We start from the raw sequence: 15040 nt of genomic DNA, 5'->3' as shown, positions 1-15040 counted from the left end.
CAAGCCTTACTCCTGATATCGCTTCACCTTCTCTGCGACCACGGAATAGGACGAGGTGGCAATGTCGTTCTCGGTACTCTCAACAATAAGAGTACCCTCGACCCAGACCGGATCGTAAAGCGCCTCGAGGGTAAAACCCTCTTTGTACTTTACGTGGATGATCTGATTCGGGGGCGGTGGCGGAACATGGATACAGGCACCGTAATACGGCACCAGGAAGAATTCGAGGATACGCATGTCATCGGTGGTTTTCAGAGGCACCACAAAGCCGGGAATCTTTCCCGAAACCCCATCCATCTCAGGCACCACCCGACCGGTCATGATCTCGTCCGGCAATGTAGGCGGGCCGTCTCCCTCATGAACGATTTCTGGCATACTCTCCAGCAAATTCAGGTCTTCTTCCGGCATCAGTTCGAGCCAGTCAATTTCCCGATCGGCCGCTGAGGCAAGACCCAGGAATACTGCCAGGAAAACGGTGACGCCGCCCCGAAACCAGCGGCGGGTAAACACAGAGAATAGTGAAAACATGCGTGAAGCCGAGAACATAAATTGCCTATCTATGGATTTGTGCGCAAATCATACACCGAATCAGCGTAAGCGCACATGACCAAGCAGACACCCACACAGACCAGAAGTTCCGCAAGCAATCTGCAGGCCGTCACGACCAGCGAACTCGGTTATCGGTGGCCCGACAGCAAGGCCGCACTGCAATTTCCGGACATTACCCTGGAACGCGGTGAGCACCTGTTTATCAAGGGGCCCAGCGGCAGCGGAAAAAGCACACTCTTGGGCCTGCTGGCAGGCATGTTACGGCCCACATCTGGCACAGTTTCACTACTGGGGGAGGATATTACCCCCTTTACCAATGGGCAACGGGACCGGTTTCGTGCCGATCACATGGGCGTTATCTTCCAGCAATTCAACCTGGTGCCCTACCTCACAACTCTGGCCAATGTCACCCTGCCGTGTCGCCTGTCTCCCAAGCGGCACCAGCTCGCCAAACCGGAACCCTTACAGGAAGCCGCAGCGCTGCTGGCTGAGCTGGCCATTCCGCAAAGCCACTGGCACCAACCGGTTACCCGGCTCAGTGTCGGTCAGCAACAACGGGTGGCCGCGGCACGCGCCCTTATTGGCCATCCCGAGCTGATACTTGCCGACGAACCCACCTCGGCGCTGGACACCGACAACCGCGACCGGTTTATCGAGCTGCTTCTGACCCTGGGGCAAAAAGCAGGCTCCTCGGTCATATTTGTCAGCCACGACCAGAGTCTGGCCACCCATTTCGACCACGAACTTATCCTGGAGACGCACCCATGAAGGCCCGCCTTGCGTTTTCCCTGGCCTGGGCCAGCCTGTGGCACCGGCGGCGCGTGCTCGCGCTGGTAACGCTGACCCTGACGCTGAGTGTGACACTGCTGCTGGGCGTTCAGTACCTGCGCACTGAAGTGCGCCAGTCTTTCACCAACACCATTTCGGGCACCGATCTGATCGTCGGCGCCCGCAGCGGGCAACTGAATCTTCTTCTCTATACCGTCTTCCATATCGGAGATGCCACCAACAATATCCGCTGGTCCACCTATCAGGGGCTGACCGGAGACAGCCGTATCGACTGGACAGTGCCCCTCTCCCTGGGAGACAGCTATCGCGGCCATCGCGTTGTCGGCACGGATACCGGCTTTATAGAACACTTCCAGTATGGCCGGGATCAGGCGCTCCAGCTGAGCGAAGGCCAATGGTTTGATGATGTCTTCGATGTGGTTCTCGGGGCAGAGGTCGCCCGCAAACACGACCACTCCCTGGGAGACAAACTGATCCTGTCCCACGGCGGCGGCAGCACCAGTTTCTCCAACCACAAGGACACACCCTTTACCGTCATCGGCGTTCTGGCGCCCACTGGGACACCGGTAGACCAGGCCGTCTACATCAGCCTGGAAGGCATGGAAGCCATGCACATTGGCTGGCAGTCCGGAGTGGCGATCCCGGGAAGAACCGTCTCGCCAGAGCAAGCCAGGGAACGCGACCTGACCCCCGATGCTATAACGGCTGCGCTGGTGGGTATCGAGCGCAAAGTGATGACGTTCCAGGTGCAGCGCCAGATCAACGAATCCCGGGTGGAACCGCTGTCAGCCGTGCTACCGGGGGTCGCCCTGAGTGAACTCTGGCGTATCATGGGGCAATTTGAGCGCGCCCTGCTGGGCATTACCGGTTTTGTGGTGGTCATCAGCCTCGTCGGCCTGGTCGCCGTGCTGCTGACCCTCCAGGCCCAACGGAGTCGTGAAATTGCCATTCTCCGTGCCACCGGCGCTTCTCCGGGGCTGGTCGCTGCACTCCACGTCATCGAATGCATCTTCCTTGCTGTCATTGCCTGCCTGCTGGCCCTGCTGCTCGGCACCGGCGGGCTGACACTACTCAGCCCCTGGCTGCTGGAACACTACGGGATACAGATCAGCCTGCGCCCTCTGGCAGCGCCGGAATGGATCATTCTGGCCAGCGTGCCGGTCACGGCGGCCCTGGTGGGCCTGATCCCGGCACTGCAGGCTTGGCGGCAGGGCCGGCGACAGGGACTCAGTCACAGCGCCGGAGAGTGACAGTTGTCACTCTTCAGAGGCCATGACAACCCTGTAAATTGACCGGGTTGCAGTGCACACTTATAGTTACTTGCATCTATAACCACAGGCGTTGACGCAATCATGGAACAGTCCGAACTACAGGCATTGGCGGACAAACTGGACAAGCTCATTGAGCGCTGCCGCAAACTGGAAAGGGATAATGCTGCACTCAGAGAGCTGCAGGATGACTGGAACCGGGAGCGCGCCCAGTTAATGCACAAGAACGATCTTGCCAAAAACAAGATCGAAGCCATGATCGGCCGCCTACGGGCCCTGGAGCACCACTGATGGCACAACAGCAGCCCACTACCGTTGAAGTGAAGATTCTCGACAAGGAATACCTGGTTGCCTGCCCCGAGGAGGCGCGCGAGGCACTGATTCAGTCTGCCCACCACCTGGACAGCAAGATGCGGGAGATCCGTTCCAGCGGCAAAGTATTCGGCACTGAGCGCATCGCCGTTATGGCAGCCTTGAACATCACTCACGATCTGCTCGAGCGGGACACCATGTCCGACACCGCCAGCGCCATTCTGGAAGCAATGGATCACAAGCTTGATAGCGCACTGGAAGAATCATCCGGCCAGTAAGCCGATAACGGCACATCCGGATTCAGGTGTTGCAATCGGCCCCGCTGATGCCCGTATAATGTAAATAACTTCCTGGGCTGTTCGCTGGTCGGATTCGTCCTCGAGCCGATGCGCACTACCCAGGTGGCTACTTCAGGGCATTGTGAGCACGTCCCCCAAGGGGGAAAGCCTAATATGTCACAGCGGCCACCGACCTTGAACTTTGGGTTCAAGGGCCACATCCGATAACGGCAGTCCGGGAAGCTTTATTTTGAGTCAGATTATTGCCCCCCAACCGTTCGAAGAACATCCTGACAAACGATCCCGTAGCACCCTGCGCAAAGAACTTCGTCGCAAGCGGCGATCGCTAACCCCGGAACAACAGCAGCAAGCCGCTGACAACCTCGCCCTGAACCTTCTCGGCAACCCGGATCTGCACCGGGCACGGCACATCGCACTGTACCTGCCCAACGATGGCGAAATTGATCCACAGACCTACCTGTCGGTGGCCCGACGCAAAGGCATTCAATTCTACTTACCGGTGCTGCACCCCATCCATCACGGCAGACTGGTTTTCAGCCCCTATCATGATGGGGTACAACTGATCATCAACCGTTTCGGCATCCCCGAACCCCCTTTCCATAAGGGACTCAAGCGCCCGCCCTGGGCACTGGATGCGGTACTGTTTCCACTGGTGGGATTTGATGAATCGGGTGGACGACTGGGAATGGGGGGAGGTTTCTATGACCGGACGTTCGCGTTCACAAGGCTTCGGCCCCGGCTGGCACCCAAGCTGATTGGCCTTGCCCACGATTTCCAGAAAGTGCCGGAATTACCCATTGAGCCATGGGATGTGCCCCTGCACAGCATCATTACCGATCGACGGTGTTACCGCGTTCGCTAACGGCTATCACTTCGGGCGACAGTCTCAAGCATTGCCCCGCTGGCCACAACACGCTCATTGGCGCTCTGCTTTTCTTCAGAAGCATGCAGTGAGGTAAAGCCGGTGATCACAAGGCCGACAGCAAAAATCAGCACAACGGCCCTTATGGCGTCAGGCTTGCGTTCCATTAGGCGTTTCTCCAACTCCCGAAAAGGTAAAAACTCGAAAAATCAGCGAGCTATTATTGTTATTTAAGAATTAGACGAAAGACTAACACGCATCTTGTATTTTACAATTTTTGAAGGTTAAAGTTTTGTAAGGAAATTGATCTCTGAAGGCGAATAAATTCTGACTGAACCGGGTCGTGGATGGGGGTTCCGAAACTGTGCGGAGCCATGGATGGCGGAGCCCAAGCGTCACAGGGATGTGCTTGAGCGTGTTTCGGAACCCCCACCCACGAGTCGGTTCCCACTCCCAGTCATCAGGCCTGACCGTTACCGGCACCCAGAAACAGCTGGTACGCCTCATTATCAGTCATGTCTTCATAACGGAAGCCGACTTTATCGAGCATTTCCTCAAAGTCCGCCAGATCCTCTTCGTCCACCTGGGCGCCCAGCAGTACACGACTGTATGCCGCGCCGTGGTTGCGATAATGGAACAGGGAGATATTCCAGCGGGTACCCAGTGACATCAGGAACTTCAACAGCGCACCCGGCCGTTCCGGGAACTCGAACTGGTACACCTTCTCGTTGGTCACCGAGGGAGCGTGCCCCCCGACCATATGGCGAATGTGCTGTTTGGCGAATTCACTGTCGGTCAGGTCCACCACTGAATAGCCAGACTCCCGCAGGTCCTGCACCAGCTCATCCCGACCCAGGCCGCCAGCCTGAATCTGGACACCCACGAAAATGGTGGCCTGCTTGCTGTCAGCGTAGCGGTAGTTGAACTCCGTAATACTGCGCTTGTGCAGGGCCTTGATGAAGGTCTTGAATGCCCCCGGCTTCTCGGGGATGGTGACCGCCAGGATCGCTTCACGCTTTTCGCCAATTTCCGTGCGCTCGGAGACGTAACGCAGGCGGTCGAAATTCATGTTGGCGCCACTGAGGGTTGCCGCCAGATTCTCCCCTTCGATGTCCTCGCGCTCGATATACTTCTTCATGCCGGCAACACCGAGGGCACCGGCCGGTTCCGCGATGGAGCGGGTATCCTCAAAGATGTCCTTGATGGCGGCACAGATCTCGTCGGTGGAGACGGTGATCACCTCATCCACATAATCCTTGCAGATTTCCCACGGGTGCGCGCCAATCTGCTTGACCGCGACCCCGTCGGCGAAGATCCCGACTTCATCCAGTATCACTCTCTCACCGGCCTTCATGGCTGCCTGCAGGCAGTTGGAATCCTCCGGCTCGACCCCGATCACCTTGATCTCCGGACGCAGGTACTTGATATAGGCCGCCATCCCGGCAATCAGGCCGCCACCGCCGACGCAGATAAAGACTGCATGCAAGGGCTTGGTAAACTGCCACATGAGTTCCATGGCCACTGTGCCCTGCCCGGCAATCACGTCCGGATCGTCGTAGGGCGGAATATAGGTGTAGCCATGCTTCTTGATCAGTTCCTGGGCGTGGGCCGCTGCCTCATCAAAGGCATCGCCCTTGAGCACGACCTTTGCCCCATGATCCCGCACCGAACGCACCTTGATGTCCGGTGTAGTCTGCGGCATCACAATGACCGCCTTGATACCAAGGTTCTTGGCCGCCAGCGCCACGCCCTGGGCATGATTCCCCGCAGATGCACAGATAACCCCCTTGGCTTTCTGTTCCTCGGACAGCTGTGCAATCCGGTTGTACGCACCGCGAATCTTGAAGGAAAACACCGGCTGTAGATCTTCACGCTTGAGATAAATCTGGTTATTGAAGCGTTTGGAGAGGCTTCGCGCCTCTGTCAGCGGCGTCTCGATTGCCACATCGTACACCCGGGCATCGAGGATTTTCTTGATATAGCGTTGCGGCATGGGTCCGTCCGGAAGTTAGGGAGATTCATGGGGAAAACGCACAGTGTAGAAACTTTGGTCGCCCTCCGTCTATAAGCGGTGACGCCAGAAAGGCTATAATAGCGCCAAACTTACTCACTTCCCCCAACCGGAGTCCTTCCATGACCCAGGACGAACTGAAAAAAGCCGTTGCCAGGGCCGCACTGGATTACATTGCCCCCCGCCTGGATAGCGACAGCGTCATTGGTGTCGGCACAGGCAGCACCGCCAATTTCTTTATCGACCTGCTTGCAGAGATCCGCAATGAATTCGATGGCGCTGTGGCGAGTTCTGACGCTACCGCTGAGCGACTGAAAAGCCATGGCATTCCCGTTTACGATCTCAACAGCGCCAGTGAGCTGGAGTTCTATGTGGACGGCGCAGACGAGACCAACGAACACCTGGAACTGATCAAGGGCGGAGGTGGCGCCCTCACCCGCGAAAAGATCGTCGCCGCGGTCGCCAAGACCTTCATCTGCATTGCCGACGACTCCAAGCTGGTTGGCACGCTCGGGGCCTTCCCACTACCGGTGGAAGTCATCCCCATGGCCCGTAGCCATGTTGGCCGTGAAATTGTCCGTCTGGGCGGCGATCCCGTCTACCGCGAAGGCTTCACCACCGACAATGGCAATATCATTCTGGACATCCACAACATGGATATTTCCCGCCCCATCCAGGTTGAAGAGAAGCTGAACCAGATTGTCGGCGTCGTCACCAACGGACTGTTCGCCCGTCGTCCCGCGGATCTGTTGTTGCTGGGCACCAGTAGCGGCGTGAAAAGCATCCCGCGCCAGGGGAGCTGACCTCCTTCGGCAAAGCTTCCTGGCAATTCAGGCCAGCCAGCCTCACCCCATACCAAGCGCTTGCTTGGTATTCGGAATTGCGCGACACTGCCTCCCATGATGTCCGATCATTGGGAGGTTTACCGTGTCCGATTACTTCAACGATATTCATGAACAGGCCCGCCTGAGTGCCCGCAAGTTTGTGGCCACTCACGTGCTTCCCCATATTGACGACTGGGAAGAAGCCGGTGAATTTCCCCGTGACATCTACAAGAAGGCAGGCGACGCCGGGTTGCTGGGTATTGGATTTCCCGAGGCCCTCGGGGGCACTGGAGAGGGCGATGTTTTCCTGAAGGTCGCCGTCTCCGAGGAACTGATGCGCTCCACTTCGGGCGGCCTGGTGGCCAGCCTCGGCTCCCTGGACATTGGTTTGCCACCCGTCGCCAAGTGGGCAAAGCCGGAAGTGCGCGAGCAGATTGTGCCGCCGGTACTGCGCGGTGAAAAAATTGCGGCCCTCGCCGTCACCGAACCCGGTGGAGGCTCCGACGTGGCCAACCTAAAGACCCGTGCTGTTCGCGATGGTGATCATTACATCGTCAATGGCAGCAAGACCTTCATTACCAGTGGCATGCGCGCGGATCACTACACCGTTGCCGTTCGTACCGGGGGCGAAGGCCATGGCGGCATCAGCCTGCTACTGATTGACCGCGACATGCCAGGCTTCTCCACCGGCAAAAAGCTACGGAAAATGGGCTGGTGGGCCAGCGACACGGCAGAACTGTTCTTCGAGGACTGCCGGGTACCCGCCGACCGCCTGATCGGCGCCGAGAACGCCGGGTTCATTGCCATCATGAGCAACTTCCTGGCCGAACGCCTGATGCTGTCCATCATGGCTTACACCACCGCCGACATTGCACTGGAAGCCTCCCTGGCCTACGCCAAACAACGACAGGCCTTCGGCCGTTCCATTGACCGCTTTCAGGTAACCCGCCACAAACTGGTGGACATGGCCACCCAGGTGGATATCGCACGGGAGTATACTTACCGTTGCGCCGCGCTGATGCAGGCCGGCAAGAACCCCGTCAAACAGGTGGCCATGGCGAAGAATTTTGCGGTGGAGGTGTGTGAGAAGGTCACTCGTGAAGCGGTCCAGATCCATGGTGGCATGGGCTATATGCGGGAGTCTGTGGTTGAACGCCTGTACCGGGATGCCAAAATCCTGTCCATCGGCGGCGGCACCGACGAAATCATGAAGGAGCTGATCGCCAAGCAAATGCATCTCTGAAGAGAGACCAACGTTTAGTTTCGATCCACAACAGAGTCCCGTATAATTGCGCCCACTTTTTAAACGCAGTTAAACGTACCTCAGGAAGGATTGCTCATGAACTTCGACAACATCCCGGCAGGCAAGAACCCGCCAGAAGACATCTACGTCGCCATTGAAATCCCGTGCAATAGTTCGCCGGTGAAGTACGAGCTGGACAAGGACATGGGCGCGCTGCTGGTTGACCGATTCATGGCCACTCCCATGTTCTACCCGGCCAACTATGGTTTCATCCCCCACACCCTGGCTGACGACGGCGACCCTATTGATGTTCTGGTTGTCACGCCCTACCCGGTACAGGCAGGCTCCGTTATCCGCTGCCGCCCTGTTGGCGTCCTGAACATGGAAGACGAAGCCGGCGGTGACGCCAAGCTCGTTGCGGTCCCGCATGACAAGCTGACTACCTCCTACCATGATATTAAGGAAATCGACGACCTGCCTGAGCTGCTGCGAGATCAGATCCAGCACTTCTTCGAAAACTACAAGACTCTGGAGCCGGGCAAGTGGGTCAAGGTGCAAGGCTGGGGCAACGCCGAAGAAGCCAAGAAGGCCATCGTTGAGTCGGTGAACGCCTACAAAGGCTAAGCGTCGCACTCTCATAAAAAAACCGGGCCATGACAGCCCGGTTTTTTTATGCCTGAATCATTGCCGGTAACCGGCAAACCCGACATCAGCCGCGGGACAACAGATCCCGCATATCACTGATCGCGGCGCTGGCACGTGACAGATACGCCGCCATCGTCAAAGAGTGATTGGCCAGCACTCCAAAACCACTGCCGTTCAAGATGACCGGACTCCACATGGAACCCTGGGCGCCCTCCAACTCAATGATGATCTGCTTCACACTGGCCATCGCGTTTTTGTCATTCAGCACCTTGCGGAAATCGACCTCAATGGCGTGAAAGATATGCAACAGCGCCCAGGAACTGCCGCGCGCTTCATAAAACACGTCATCGATCTTGGTCCAGGGCGTCTTGACTTCCTCCCCGGAAGCTTCTTCGGCCAACGGATCATCAGGATTAAGGTTTGCTACCGCCTCCGATACGGAGGCCTTGCCCACACTCTCGCCCAAGGTGCGGGAAAGGCTGCCGAGCCGGGTTTCAAGATCCGCCAACCAGTTATTCAGGTTGTCTGCGCGGGCAAAGAACTGGGCTGAGGGCTGATCCCGGCGCGACAGTCTGTCAAGGTAGCGATACAGCGCGTCGATGCCTCGACGGTACTCCGCCTCAGTGGAAGGAATGGCCCAACTACCGCTGTCGAAGTGGAACTGCGGTTCCGCCACGATCAGGTCCGGATCTTCCGCCGACTGGCTCTGGGACCGGCTGATGTCCTTACGCATGGCCCGGGCCAGGTCGCGCAGCTGTACCAGCGCGCCGAACTCCCAGCTCGGCATATTGTCCAGCCATAGGCCGGGCGGGAAAATGTCATTGGAAATATAGCCGCCGGGCTTGTCCAGCAAGGTTTCCGCCAAACGAATCATGGTCACCGTGGTGGCAAACCCGGCAACCGGCTCGCGGCCCATTTCAGATGCGACGGTACGGGTGTGCTCCCGAACCGAGAAGGTGTCCGGCTCACTGCTCCAGAACATGCCCAGTATCACCGCTACCAGCAGATAAACACCCAGTACAATGAGGATGAATTTACCAATCACACCGCTTCCGTCGGTGTAATCCTGTACATCGTCCTTACGATCCCTGAAATACTGTCTAATTCTGCCCGGCATCGGTTATTCAACCCCCTGTCAGTTATCGTTATCAGCCTGGAACGGTCGGCCCAGATGGTACCCCATCGCACCATCCACGCCTAATGTACACAAAACCTCATATTCTTCAGCGGTTTCCACGCCCGTCGCGAACACTTTTACCCCCCGACTGTGGGCGATGGCCACCACAGCCTCCAGATAAAAGCGGTTTTCCTCATGGCTATCGATACCATGAATGAAGCTGTTATCAATACGAAGCCCCTGGAACCTCAGATTTCTCAGGTAGCTGAAAGGCACACCGCCGACTCCGAAACGGTCCACCAGTACCGCAACATTGAGCCGGTTCAGTGCTCGTACCAGCAAGCCAACTGCCGTCCGGTGATGGTGCACGGTTTGTTCCGAAATACCAACCCAGAGACGTTCCCGCGAAGGCCCGGCCGATTCCAGGCATTCAATCAGGTCTTGCCGGAACGACTCACTGGCTACGGATGAAGCACCCAGAGATAATGCCAGACTCGCCTGCGACTGGCGCTCAAGCAGGACAAGCGCATGCCGCATCACCAGCCGATCAATTTCCGCGATCATACCGAAGCGCTCGGCTATCGGCACAAACACAGCTGCCCGGAGCTCTCCCTCATCGCTCTCAATACGCGAAAACACCTGATGATAGACCAGATGGCCATTACCGTTGACCACCATGGGCTGAAGCCACAGTGACAACCGATCCAAATCAATCGCCTGACGAATGATGGCGCGCCAGGTTTCCAGATTATGGTGCCCAGCGCGCTCAGGATCCGCCGCGTGACAATCGGTCTGAGGCCTGGTCTGTGCCTGTCGCAACGCTTCGTCGGCGGCAACCATCAAGTCTCGGGCACTCCGGTCTTCCGTAGCCTGGGCGACGCCACCATGAACCATGACATCCATGGGCGATGCACGGTCAGCATAAACACCATCCAGCTCTTCCAGCAGTTGATGACACCAGACGATGCCATCCGCCTGCGTAACACCCGGCAAAAAAATTGCGAACTCGGCACCATTTCTACGGCCGGCGAACGCCCCCGTATGGGACCGGACAAACTGATTGATCACATCGGCAACGCTCAGCAGTAAGCGATCACCTTCACTACGACCGTACGTCTGGTTATACAACGCAAAGTCGTCCAGATGTATAAGAAACAATACCCCAGGCGCTGCCCGCTCCTCCGACTCCACTTCAACCTTCAGACGTTGATCGAATGCGCTCCGGCTGGCCAGGCCCGTGACAGTGTCCTCGTTGCTGACCCGGCGCAAATGCTGAATCAGTTTGGCCTGCCCCTCGAACAGTGCGCCGAGGTCATCCGCCATCAGGTTCATCGCACGGGTGACCTGGTTCAGGTCACGGGTGGAATTTATCTCAACACGCTTGCGAAAATCCCGTCGCCCCAATGCCTCTGCCTGTATTTCAAGCGCCTTCAATGGCTTGAGTATCCATCTGACCATCCAGAACAACAGCAATAACCCGACCCCACCAACCACGATGGTTCCGGCAATCATTCCGACGGTCACATGCCAGAGATCACGATAGGCACGTCCCGGGTGACTGATCACTTCGACATACCCGAGACGGGACCACCCCCGAACGACTTCCGCTCGCCCCACTGGCAAGGGTAGATCCGCCAGGGTCACAAACCAGGATGGCACGCCAGCCCCGGACAAGGTGGTTTGCCGCCCCGCCACCCACTCATCCTGATGATCGAAATACACCATCGACAGGTAGCGACCACTGTCGAACACCGAGTCAATCAGGGACTCGGACGCAACCGGATCACGGCCATCGATGGCGTTCGACAGCGACAGCCCAACCGCTGTTGCCCCATCTCGGGCATGCCCTTCCAACTGATCCGACACATAGTCCCGGAAGCGATCAAAACTGAAGGCGAGACTGGCCAGCAGAATCAGCAACAGCAGGCTGCCGGTATAAAGCAGCAGAAGGGAACGAAGGGAAATCAGGCCCCTCTGGCGCATAGGTAAAGTTAGAGACTGCATCCGTGCCATAACTGGCGGCCCCCGGGGCCCGTCTGGCCCTGAAAAATGAGGTTCTGCCGGGCTCCTGATGTGACCTGCCCCGCAGAGTTGACAAACATTTACATAGCATGATCTACGCCGACAACATTAAACACTATAGACTCTGTGAAGGACTCGTGTCCCGGAGAGGGGCGACACGATAAAGAGAAAGAGACAGGCCGGAATACAATGACCGACGAAAGCCAGAAAGAGAAACTCAAGCAGCACTTTGCCCGCCGCGTCACAACACAGGCAAGAGTGGTGCTCGACACCTGGCAGAAAATCCATGGGAACAACCAGCAATCGGCGGCCTTTCACGGGGACTTCGCCATCGCCACGGAGAAACTGGTTCGCTACGCCCAGCGCTTCGAGATGGACGGTCACTCCGAAGCCGGCAAAAAGGTCCTGACACTCCTGGAGGACTGGCCGACCGGCGAGAACCTTCCGGACGCTCTGGAACGGCAACTGCAGGACGCCATTGAACTGTTGTCTCGCAACACCCTGCGCCGCACCGACATAAACACTCCGGATGCCCCCCAACAATTCCGCAGGACGCCGGTTTATATTGCCCTGGCCAATGACGAAATGGCCAGGCGGATGATCCGCCAGTTGGAGTTTTTCGGTTTCCGGGCCACAGCCTTCAGTGACGCCGACCAGCTCATTGAAGCCTGCGCCCTGCACAAACCCGAAACCATCCTGATGGACGTCAATTTCGGCGACAGGGACAACGCCGGGATTGCCACCATTGAGTGCCTGCAGGAACGACATGACACGCCCATTCCCGTCATTTTCATGAGCAGTGAGGATGGCACCATCGAAACCCGCCTGCGCGCTTCACGCTGTGGGGGGGAAGAGTTCTTCTACCCGGCAGTTGACCCGGGACAACTGATTGAAAAAATCGAAAGCTACACCCACGGCAACACAATAGAGCCATATCGGGTACTGGTGCTGGACGATTCCCGCGCCCAGGCCAAATTCATGGAAACGGTCCTGAAAAAAGCCGGTATGACCGCCCATATCATTACCGATCCGATGCAGATCATTCACGCACTGGAAGAATTCTCACCGGAAATCATCGTCCTCGATATGTACATGCCCGGATGCACCGGTATGGAGATCGCCCGGGTGATTCGCCAGCAGGACAAACTGCACAGCGTTCCCATTATCTACCTGTCCGCCGAGGAGGACGTCTCCAAGCAGCTGCACGCCATGAGCCTGGGGGGCGATGACTTCCTTACCAAGCCCATTGACCCCAAACACCTGGTCGCTACCATTCACAACCGCGGGCGACGCGCGCGCTCTCTGCTGGCTCTGATGATTCGCGATAGCCTGACGGGCCTGTACAACCACACCCACACTCTCCACCTGCTGGACCAGGAGATTGTTCGTGCGAAGCAGAAGGACCAACCATTGTGCTTCGCCATGATCGACATCGATTATTTCAAGAAAGTGAACGACACCTTCGGCCACCCCATCGGGGACCGGGTGCTACGTAGTCTGTCCATGTTCCTCAAGCAACGCCTGCGCAAGACCGACCATATCGGACGGTATGGTGGCGAGGAATTTGCCATCATTCTGCCCGATACCCGGGAGAGCGATGCCCGCAATGTACTCAACGAAATCCGTGAGCGCTTTTCGGAGCTGCAACAGCCCGCCGGAGATCGAGATTTCAATGTCACTTTCAGCTGTGGTGTTGCGGCATGGACGGGGGACAGCTCCCAGGCCCTGTGTGAGCGCGCTGACCGGGCGCTGTATAAATCCAAGGAGCTGGGCAGGAACTGTGTGACGGCAGCAACGGACTGACGCCCGGCAGTACAAAGTCTGCTGACATACCCGCCATTGCAAGCTACGGCCCCGTTCCGGTTCATCCCCGGGTGTGGCGTGGACTCCGCACCACATCCGCCACGACCGATATTGCTAGACTATGGTCTAAAAAGACGATCAAACCACCGGAAATGAAACAAACGTCTTATGGACGTCTGGCCGGCACCCTCCGACAATGATCCGCAATATGAGACTTTCCCGCTGTCACATCCGGAACGTCGAAATGTATTGATCCGAAAGCCATGAAAACGCACCATGAATGGAAAATGTCGCCATTTTCGGCGATCCTGTAGCAAATAATGGAAACAAGGCACGTATCATCATGTCGACTATACTCGTACTCCATGGGCCCAACCTGAACATGTTGGGCACCCGGGAACCGGAGCTGTATGGCCGCGAGACCCTGGCGGATATTGACGACCGGCTTCACCACCAGGCGGCACAACAGGGTCATCACCTGCTCCACCTGCAATCCAACGCGGAGTATGAGCTGATTGAACGGATCCATGATGCACGTAATGAAGGCGTGGATTTCATTATTTTCAACCCGGCGGCGTTTACCCACACCAGCGTGGCCCTGAGAGACGCCTTGCTGGCATCGGGTATTCCCTTTATCGAGGTGCATCTTTCCAACGTGCATGCGCGGGAAGCATTCCGCCATCACTCCTATTTTTCCGATATCGCCGAAGGCGTTATCTGCGGGCTGGGCAGTCAGGGGTATGACCTCGCGCTTCAGGCGGCCCTGCAGCGAATTCACTGATAGACCACAGACAAATACGGGACTTAACTGACTATGGACATTCGTAAAATCAAGAAGCTGATTGAGCTCCTGGAGGAATCCGACGTCGAGGAGCTGGAGATTCATGAGGGTGACGATTCCGTCCGCATCTCCCGTCGCGGTGAACACGCGGCCGCCACTCAGTACATGGCTCACTATCCGGCGCCAGCGCCTGCACCGCAGCCGGCTGCGGCCGCCGATGCGCCAGCACCGGCAGCCACGGAGAGCAAGCCGACCGGCCCCACTGGCCACACCGTCAATTCACCCATGGTGGGCACCTTCTATCGCTCACCGTCGCCGACGGCAAAGGCTTTCGTGGAAGTGGGTCAGGAGGTCAAAGCAGGTGAAGTGGTCTGCATCGTAGAAGCCATGAAGATGATGAACCAGATCGAATCAGACAAGAGCGGCACCGTCACCGAAATCCTGGTAGAGAACGGTCAGCCGGTAGAGTTCGACCAGCCTCTGGTCGTCATTTCCTGAACTCGGTGATTGCACAT

The 15040-nt window shown here is 57.4% G+C and carries 16 protein-coding genes and 1 other RNA gene; 12 read left to right on the top strand and 5 right to left on the bottom strand.

The window, feature by feature from the left end:
• Nucleotides 1-6 precede the first annotated feature (6 nt).
• Nucleotides 7-528, bottom strand: a complete 522-nt coding sequence (locus Q0Y21_RS00790; RefSeq protein WP_297790603.1) for a DUF3299 domain-containing protein — start codon at nt 526-528, stop codon at nt 7-9.
• A gap of 120 nt (nt 529-648) precedes the next feature.
• On the opposite strand from Q0Y21_RS00790, the gene Q0Y21_RS00785 reads away from it, so the two are divergent.
• The 6 genes from Q0Y21_RS00785 to Q0Y21_RS00760 all read left to right on the top strand — a co-directional run bounded on the left by Q0Y21_RS00785 (nt 649) and on the right by Q0Y21_RS00760 (nt 4079).
• Complete coding sequence (locus Q0Y21_RS00785) at nt 649-1317, top strand: ABC transporter ATP-binding protein (RefSeq protein ID WP_297792449.1); 669 nt, start codon at nt 649-651, stop codon at nt 1315-1317.
• Complete coding sequence (locus Q0Y21_RS00780) at nt 1314-2588, top strand: ABC transporter permease (protein ID WP_297790601.1); 1275 nt, start codon at nt 1314-1316, stop codon at nt 2586-2588. The genes Q0Y21_RS00785 and Q0Y21_RS00780 overlap by 4 nt, the downstream gene beginning before the upstream one ends.
• A 102-nt stretch (nt 2589-2690) precedes the next feature.
• A complete protein-coding gene (locus Q0Y21_RS00775) occupies nt 2691-2897 on the top strand; it encodes a TIGR02449 family protein (RefSeq protein WP_012136985.1) in 207 nt (68 codons plus the stop codon).
• Nucleotides 2897-3196, top strand: a complete 300-nt coding sequence (locus Q0Y21_RS00770; protein WP_297790597.1) for a cell division protein ZapA — start codon at nt 2897-2899, stop codon at nt 3194-3196. Before Q0Y21_RS00775 ends, Q0Y21_RS00770 begins: the two co-directional genes overlap by 1 nt.
• 66 nt (nt 3197-3262) lie before the next feature.
• A non-coding RNA gene (gene ssrS, locus Q0Y21_RS00765) (6S RNA) lies at nt 3263-3442 on the top strand.
• Between the two features lie 4 nt (nt 3443-3446).
• Nucleotides 3447-4079, top strand: coding sequence for a 5-formyltetrahydrofolate cyclo-ligase (locus tag Q0Y21_RS00760; protein ID WP_297790595.1), 633 nt, complete (start codon nt 3447-3449; stop codon nt 4077-4079).
• Here the strand turns inward: Q0Y21_RS00760 and Q0Y21_RS00755 are convergent.
• Nucleotides 4076-4246, bottom strand: a complete 171-nt coding sequence (locus tag Q0Y21_RS00755) for a hypothetical protein (protein WP_297790593.1) — start codon at nt 4244-4246, stop codon at nt 4076-4078. The genes Q0Y21_RS00760 and Q0Y21_RS00755 overlap by 4 nt on opposite strands.
• A 293-nt stretch (nt 4247-4539) precedes the next feature.
• Nucleotides 4540-6072, bottom strand: coding sequence for a threonine ammonia-lyase, biosynthetic (ilvA, locus tag Q0Y21_RS00750; protein ID WP_297790592.1), 1533 nt, complete (start codon nt 6070-6072; stop codon nt 4540-4542).
• Between the two features lie 140 nt (nt 6073-6212).
• On the opposite strand from ilvA, the gene rpiA reads away from it, so the two are divergent.
• The 3 genes from rpiA (at nt 6213) to ppa (ending at nt 8781) form a co-directional block, all read left to right on the top strand.
• Complete coding sequence (gene rpiA, locus Q0Y21_RS00745; RefSeq protein ID WP_297790590.1) at nt 6213-6893, top strand: ribose-5-phosphate isomerase RpiA; 681 nt, start codon at nt 6213-6215, stop codon at nt 6891-6893.
• A gap of 124 nt (nt 6894-7017) precedes the next feature.
• On the top strand, nt 7018-8157 hold the full coding sequence (locus Q0Y21_RS00740) for an acyl-CoA dehydrogenase family protein (RefSeq protein WP_297790588.1): 1140 nt from the start codon (nt 7018-7020) through the stop codon (nt 8155-8157).
• A 96-nt stretch (nt 8158-8253) separates the two neighbouring features.
• Nucleotides 8254-8781: an inorganic diphosphatase gene (ppa, locus tag Q0Y21_RS00735; RefSeq protein WP_297790586.1), complete on the top strand. Its 528-nt coding sequence runs from the start codon at nt 8254-8256 to the stop codon at nt 8779-8781.
• A gap of 85 nt (nt 8782-8866) precedes the next feature.
• On the opposite strand, the gene Q0Y21_RS00730 is transcribed toward ppa, so the two are convergent.
• Both Q0Y21_RS00730 and Q0Y21_RS00725 read right to left on the bottom strand, forming a co-directional pair.
• A complete protein-coding gene (locus Q0Y21_RS00730; protein ID WP_297790584.1) occupies nt 8867-9919 on the bottom strand; it encodes a DUF2333 family protein in 1053 nt (350 codons plus the stop codon).
• 18 nt (nt 9920-9937) lie between these two features.
• Nucleotides 9938-11932, bottom strand: coding sequence for an EAL domain-containing protein (locus Q0Y21_RS00725; RefSeq protein WP_297790582.1), 1995 nt, complete (start codon nt 11930-11932; stop codon nt 9938-9940).
• Between the two features lie 198 nt (nt 11933-12130).
• Between Q0Y21_RS00725 and Q0Y21_RS00720 the strand changes: the two genes are divergently transcribed.
• From Q0Y21_RS00720 to accB, 3 genes are all read left to right on the top strand, one after another.
• Nucleotides 12131-13744 (top strand): diguanylate cyclase, encoded by a 1614-nt coding sequence (locus Q0Y21_RS00720; protein ID WP_297790580.1) that lies wholly within the window; start codon nt 12131-12133, stop codon nt 13742-13744.
• Between the two features lie 343 nt (nt 13745-14087).
• Nucleotides 14088-14525: a type II 3-dehydroquinate dehydratase gene (aroQ, locus tag Q0Y21_RS00715; protein WP_297790579.1), complete on the top strand. Its 438-nt coding sequence runs from the start codon at nt 14088-14090 to the stop codon at nt 14523-14525.
• Between the two features lie 33 nt (nt 14526-14558).
• Complete coding sequence (gene accB / locus Q0Y21_RS00710) at nt 14559-15023, top strand: acetyl-CoA carboxylase biotin carboxyl carrier protein (RefSeq protein ID WP_297790577.1); 465 nt, start codon at nt 14559-14561, stop codon at nt 15021-15023.
• Nucleotides 15024-15040 lie beyond the last annotated feature (17 nt).

Source organism: uncultured Marinobacter sp., assembly GCF_947259545.1.
Taxonomy (GTDB): domain Bacteria; phylum Pseudomonadota; class Gammaproteobacteria; order Pseudomonadales; family Oleiphilaceae; genus Marinobacter.
Note: the sequence above shows the minus strand (reverse complement) of the source record. Positions and strands in the feature narration are given on the sequence as shown.

Excerpts from the sequence above, each read along its gene's own strand:
- Q0Y21_RS00790 (WP_297790603.1), bottom strand. The coding sequence starts at position 528 with ATGTTTTCACTATTCTCTGTGTTTACCCGCCGCTGGTTTCGGGGCGGC.
- Q0Y21_RS00780 (WP_297790601.1), top strand. The coding sequence starts at position 1,314 with ATGAAGGCCCGCCTTGCGTTTTCCCTGGCCTGGGCCAGCCTGTGGCAC.
- Q0Y21_RS00775 (WP_012136985.1), top strand. The coding sequence starts at position 2,691 with ATGGAACAGTCCGAACTACAGGCATTGGCGGACAAACTGGACAAGCTC.
- Q0Y21_RS00770 (WP_297790597.1), top strand. The coding sequence starts at position 2,897 with ATGGCACAACAGCAGCCCACTACCGTTGAAGTGAAGATTCTCGACAAG.
- Q0Y21_RS00755 (WP_297790593.1), bottom strand. The coding sequence starts at position 4,246 with ATGGAACGCAAGCCTGACGCCATAAGGGCCGTTGTGCTGATTTTTGCT.
- ilvA (WP_297790592.1), bottom strand. The coding sequence starts at position 6,072 with ATGCCGCAACGCTATATCAAGAAAATCCTCGATGCCCGGGTGTACGAT.
- rpiA (WP_297790590.1), top strand. The coding sequence starts at position 6,213 with ATGACCCAGGACGAACTGAAAAAAGCCGTTGCCAGGGCCGCACTGGAT.
- ppa (WP_297790586.1), top strand. The coding sequence starts at position 8,254 with ATGAACTTCGACAACATCCCGGCAGGCAAGAACCCGCCAGAAGACATC.
- Q0Y21_RS00730 (WP_297790584.1), bottom strand. The coding sequence starts at position 9,919 with ATGCCGGGCAGAATTAGACAGTATTTCAGGGATCGTAAGGACGATGTA.
- Q0Y21_RS00725 (WP_297790582.1), bottom strand. The coding sequence starts at position 11,932 with ATGGCACGGATGCAGTCTCTAACTTTACCTATGCGCCAGAGGGGCCTG.
- Q0Y21_RS00720 (WP_297790580.1), top strand. The coding sequence starts at position 12,131 with ATGACCGACGAAAGCCAGAAAGAGAAACTCAAGCAGCACTTTGCCCGC.
- aroQ (WP_297790579.1), top strand. The coding sequence starts at position 14,088 with ATGTCGACTATACTCGTACTCCATGGGCCCAACCTGAACATGTTGGGC.
- accB (WP_297790577.1), top strand. The coding sequence starts at position 14,559 with ATGGACATTCGTAAAATCAAGAAGCTGATTGAGCTCCTGGAGGAATCC.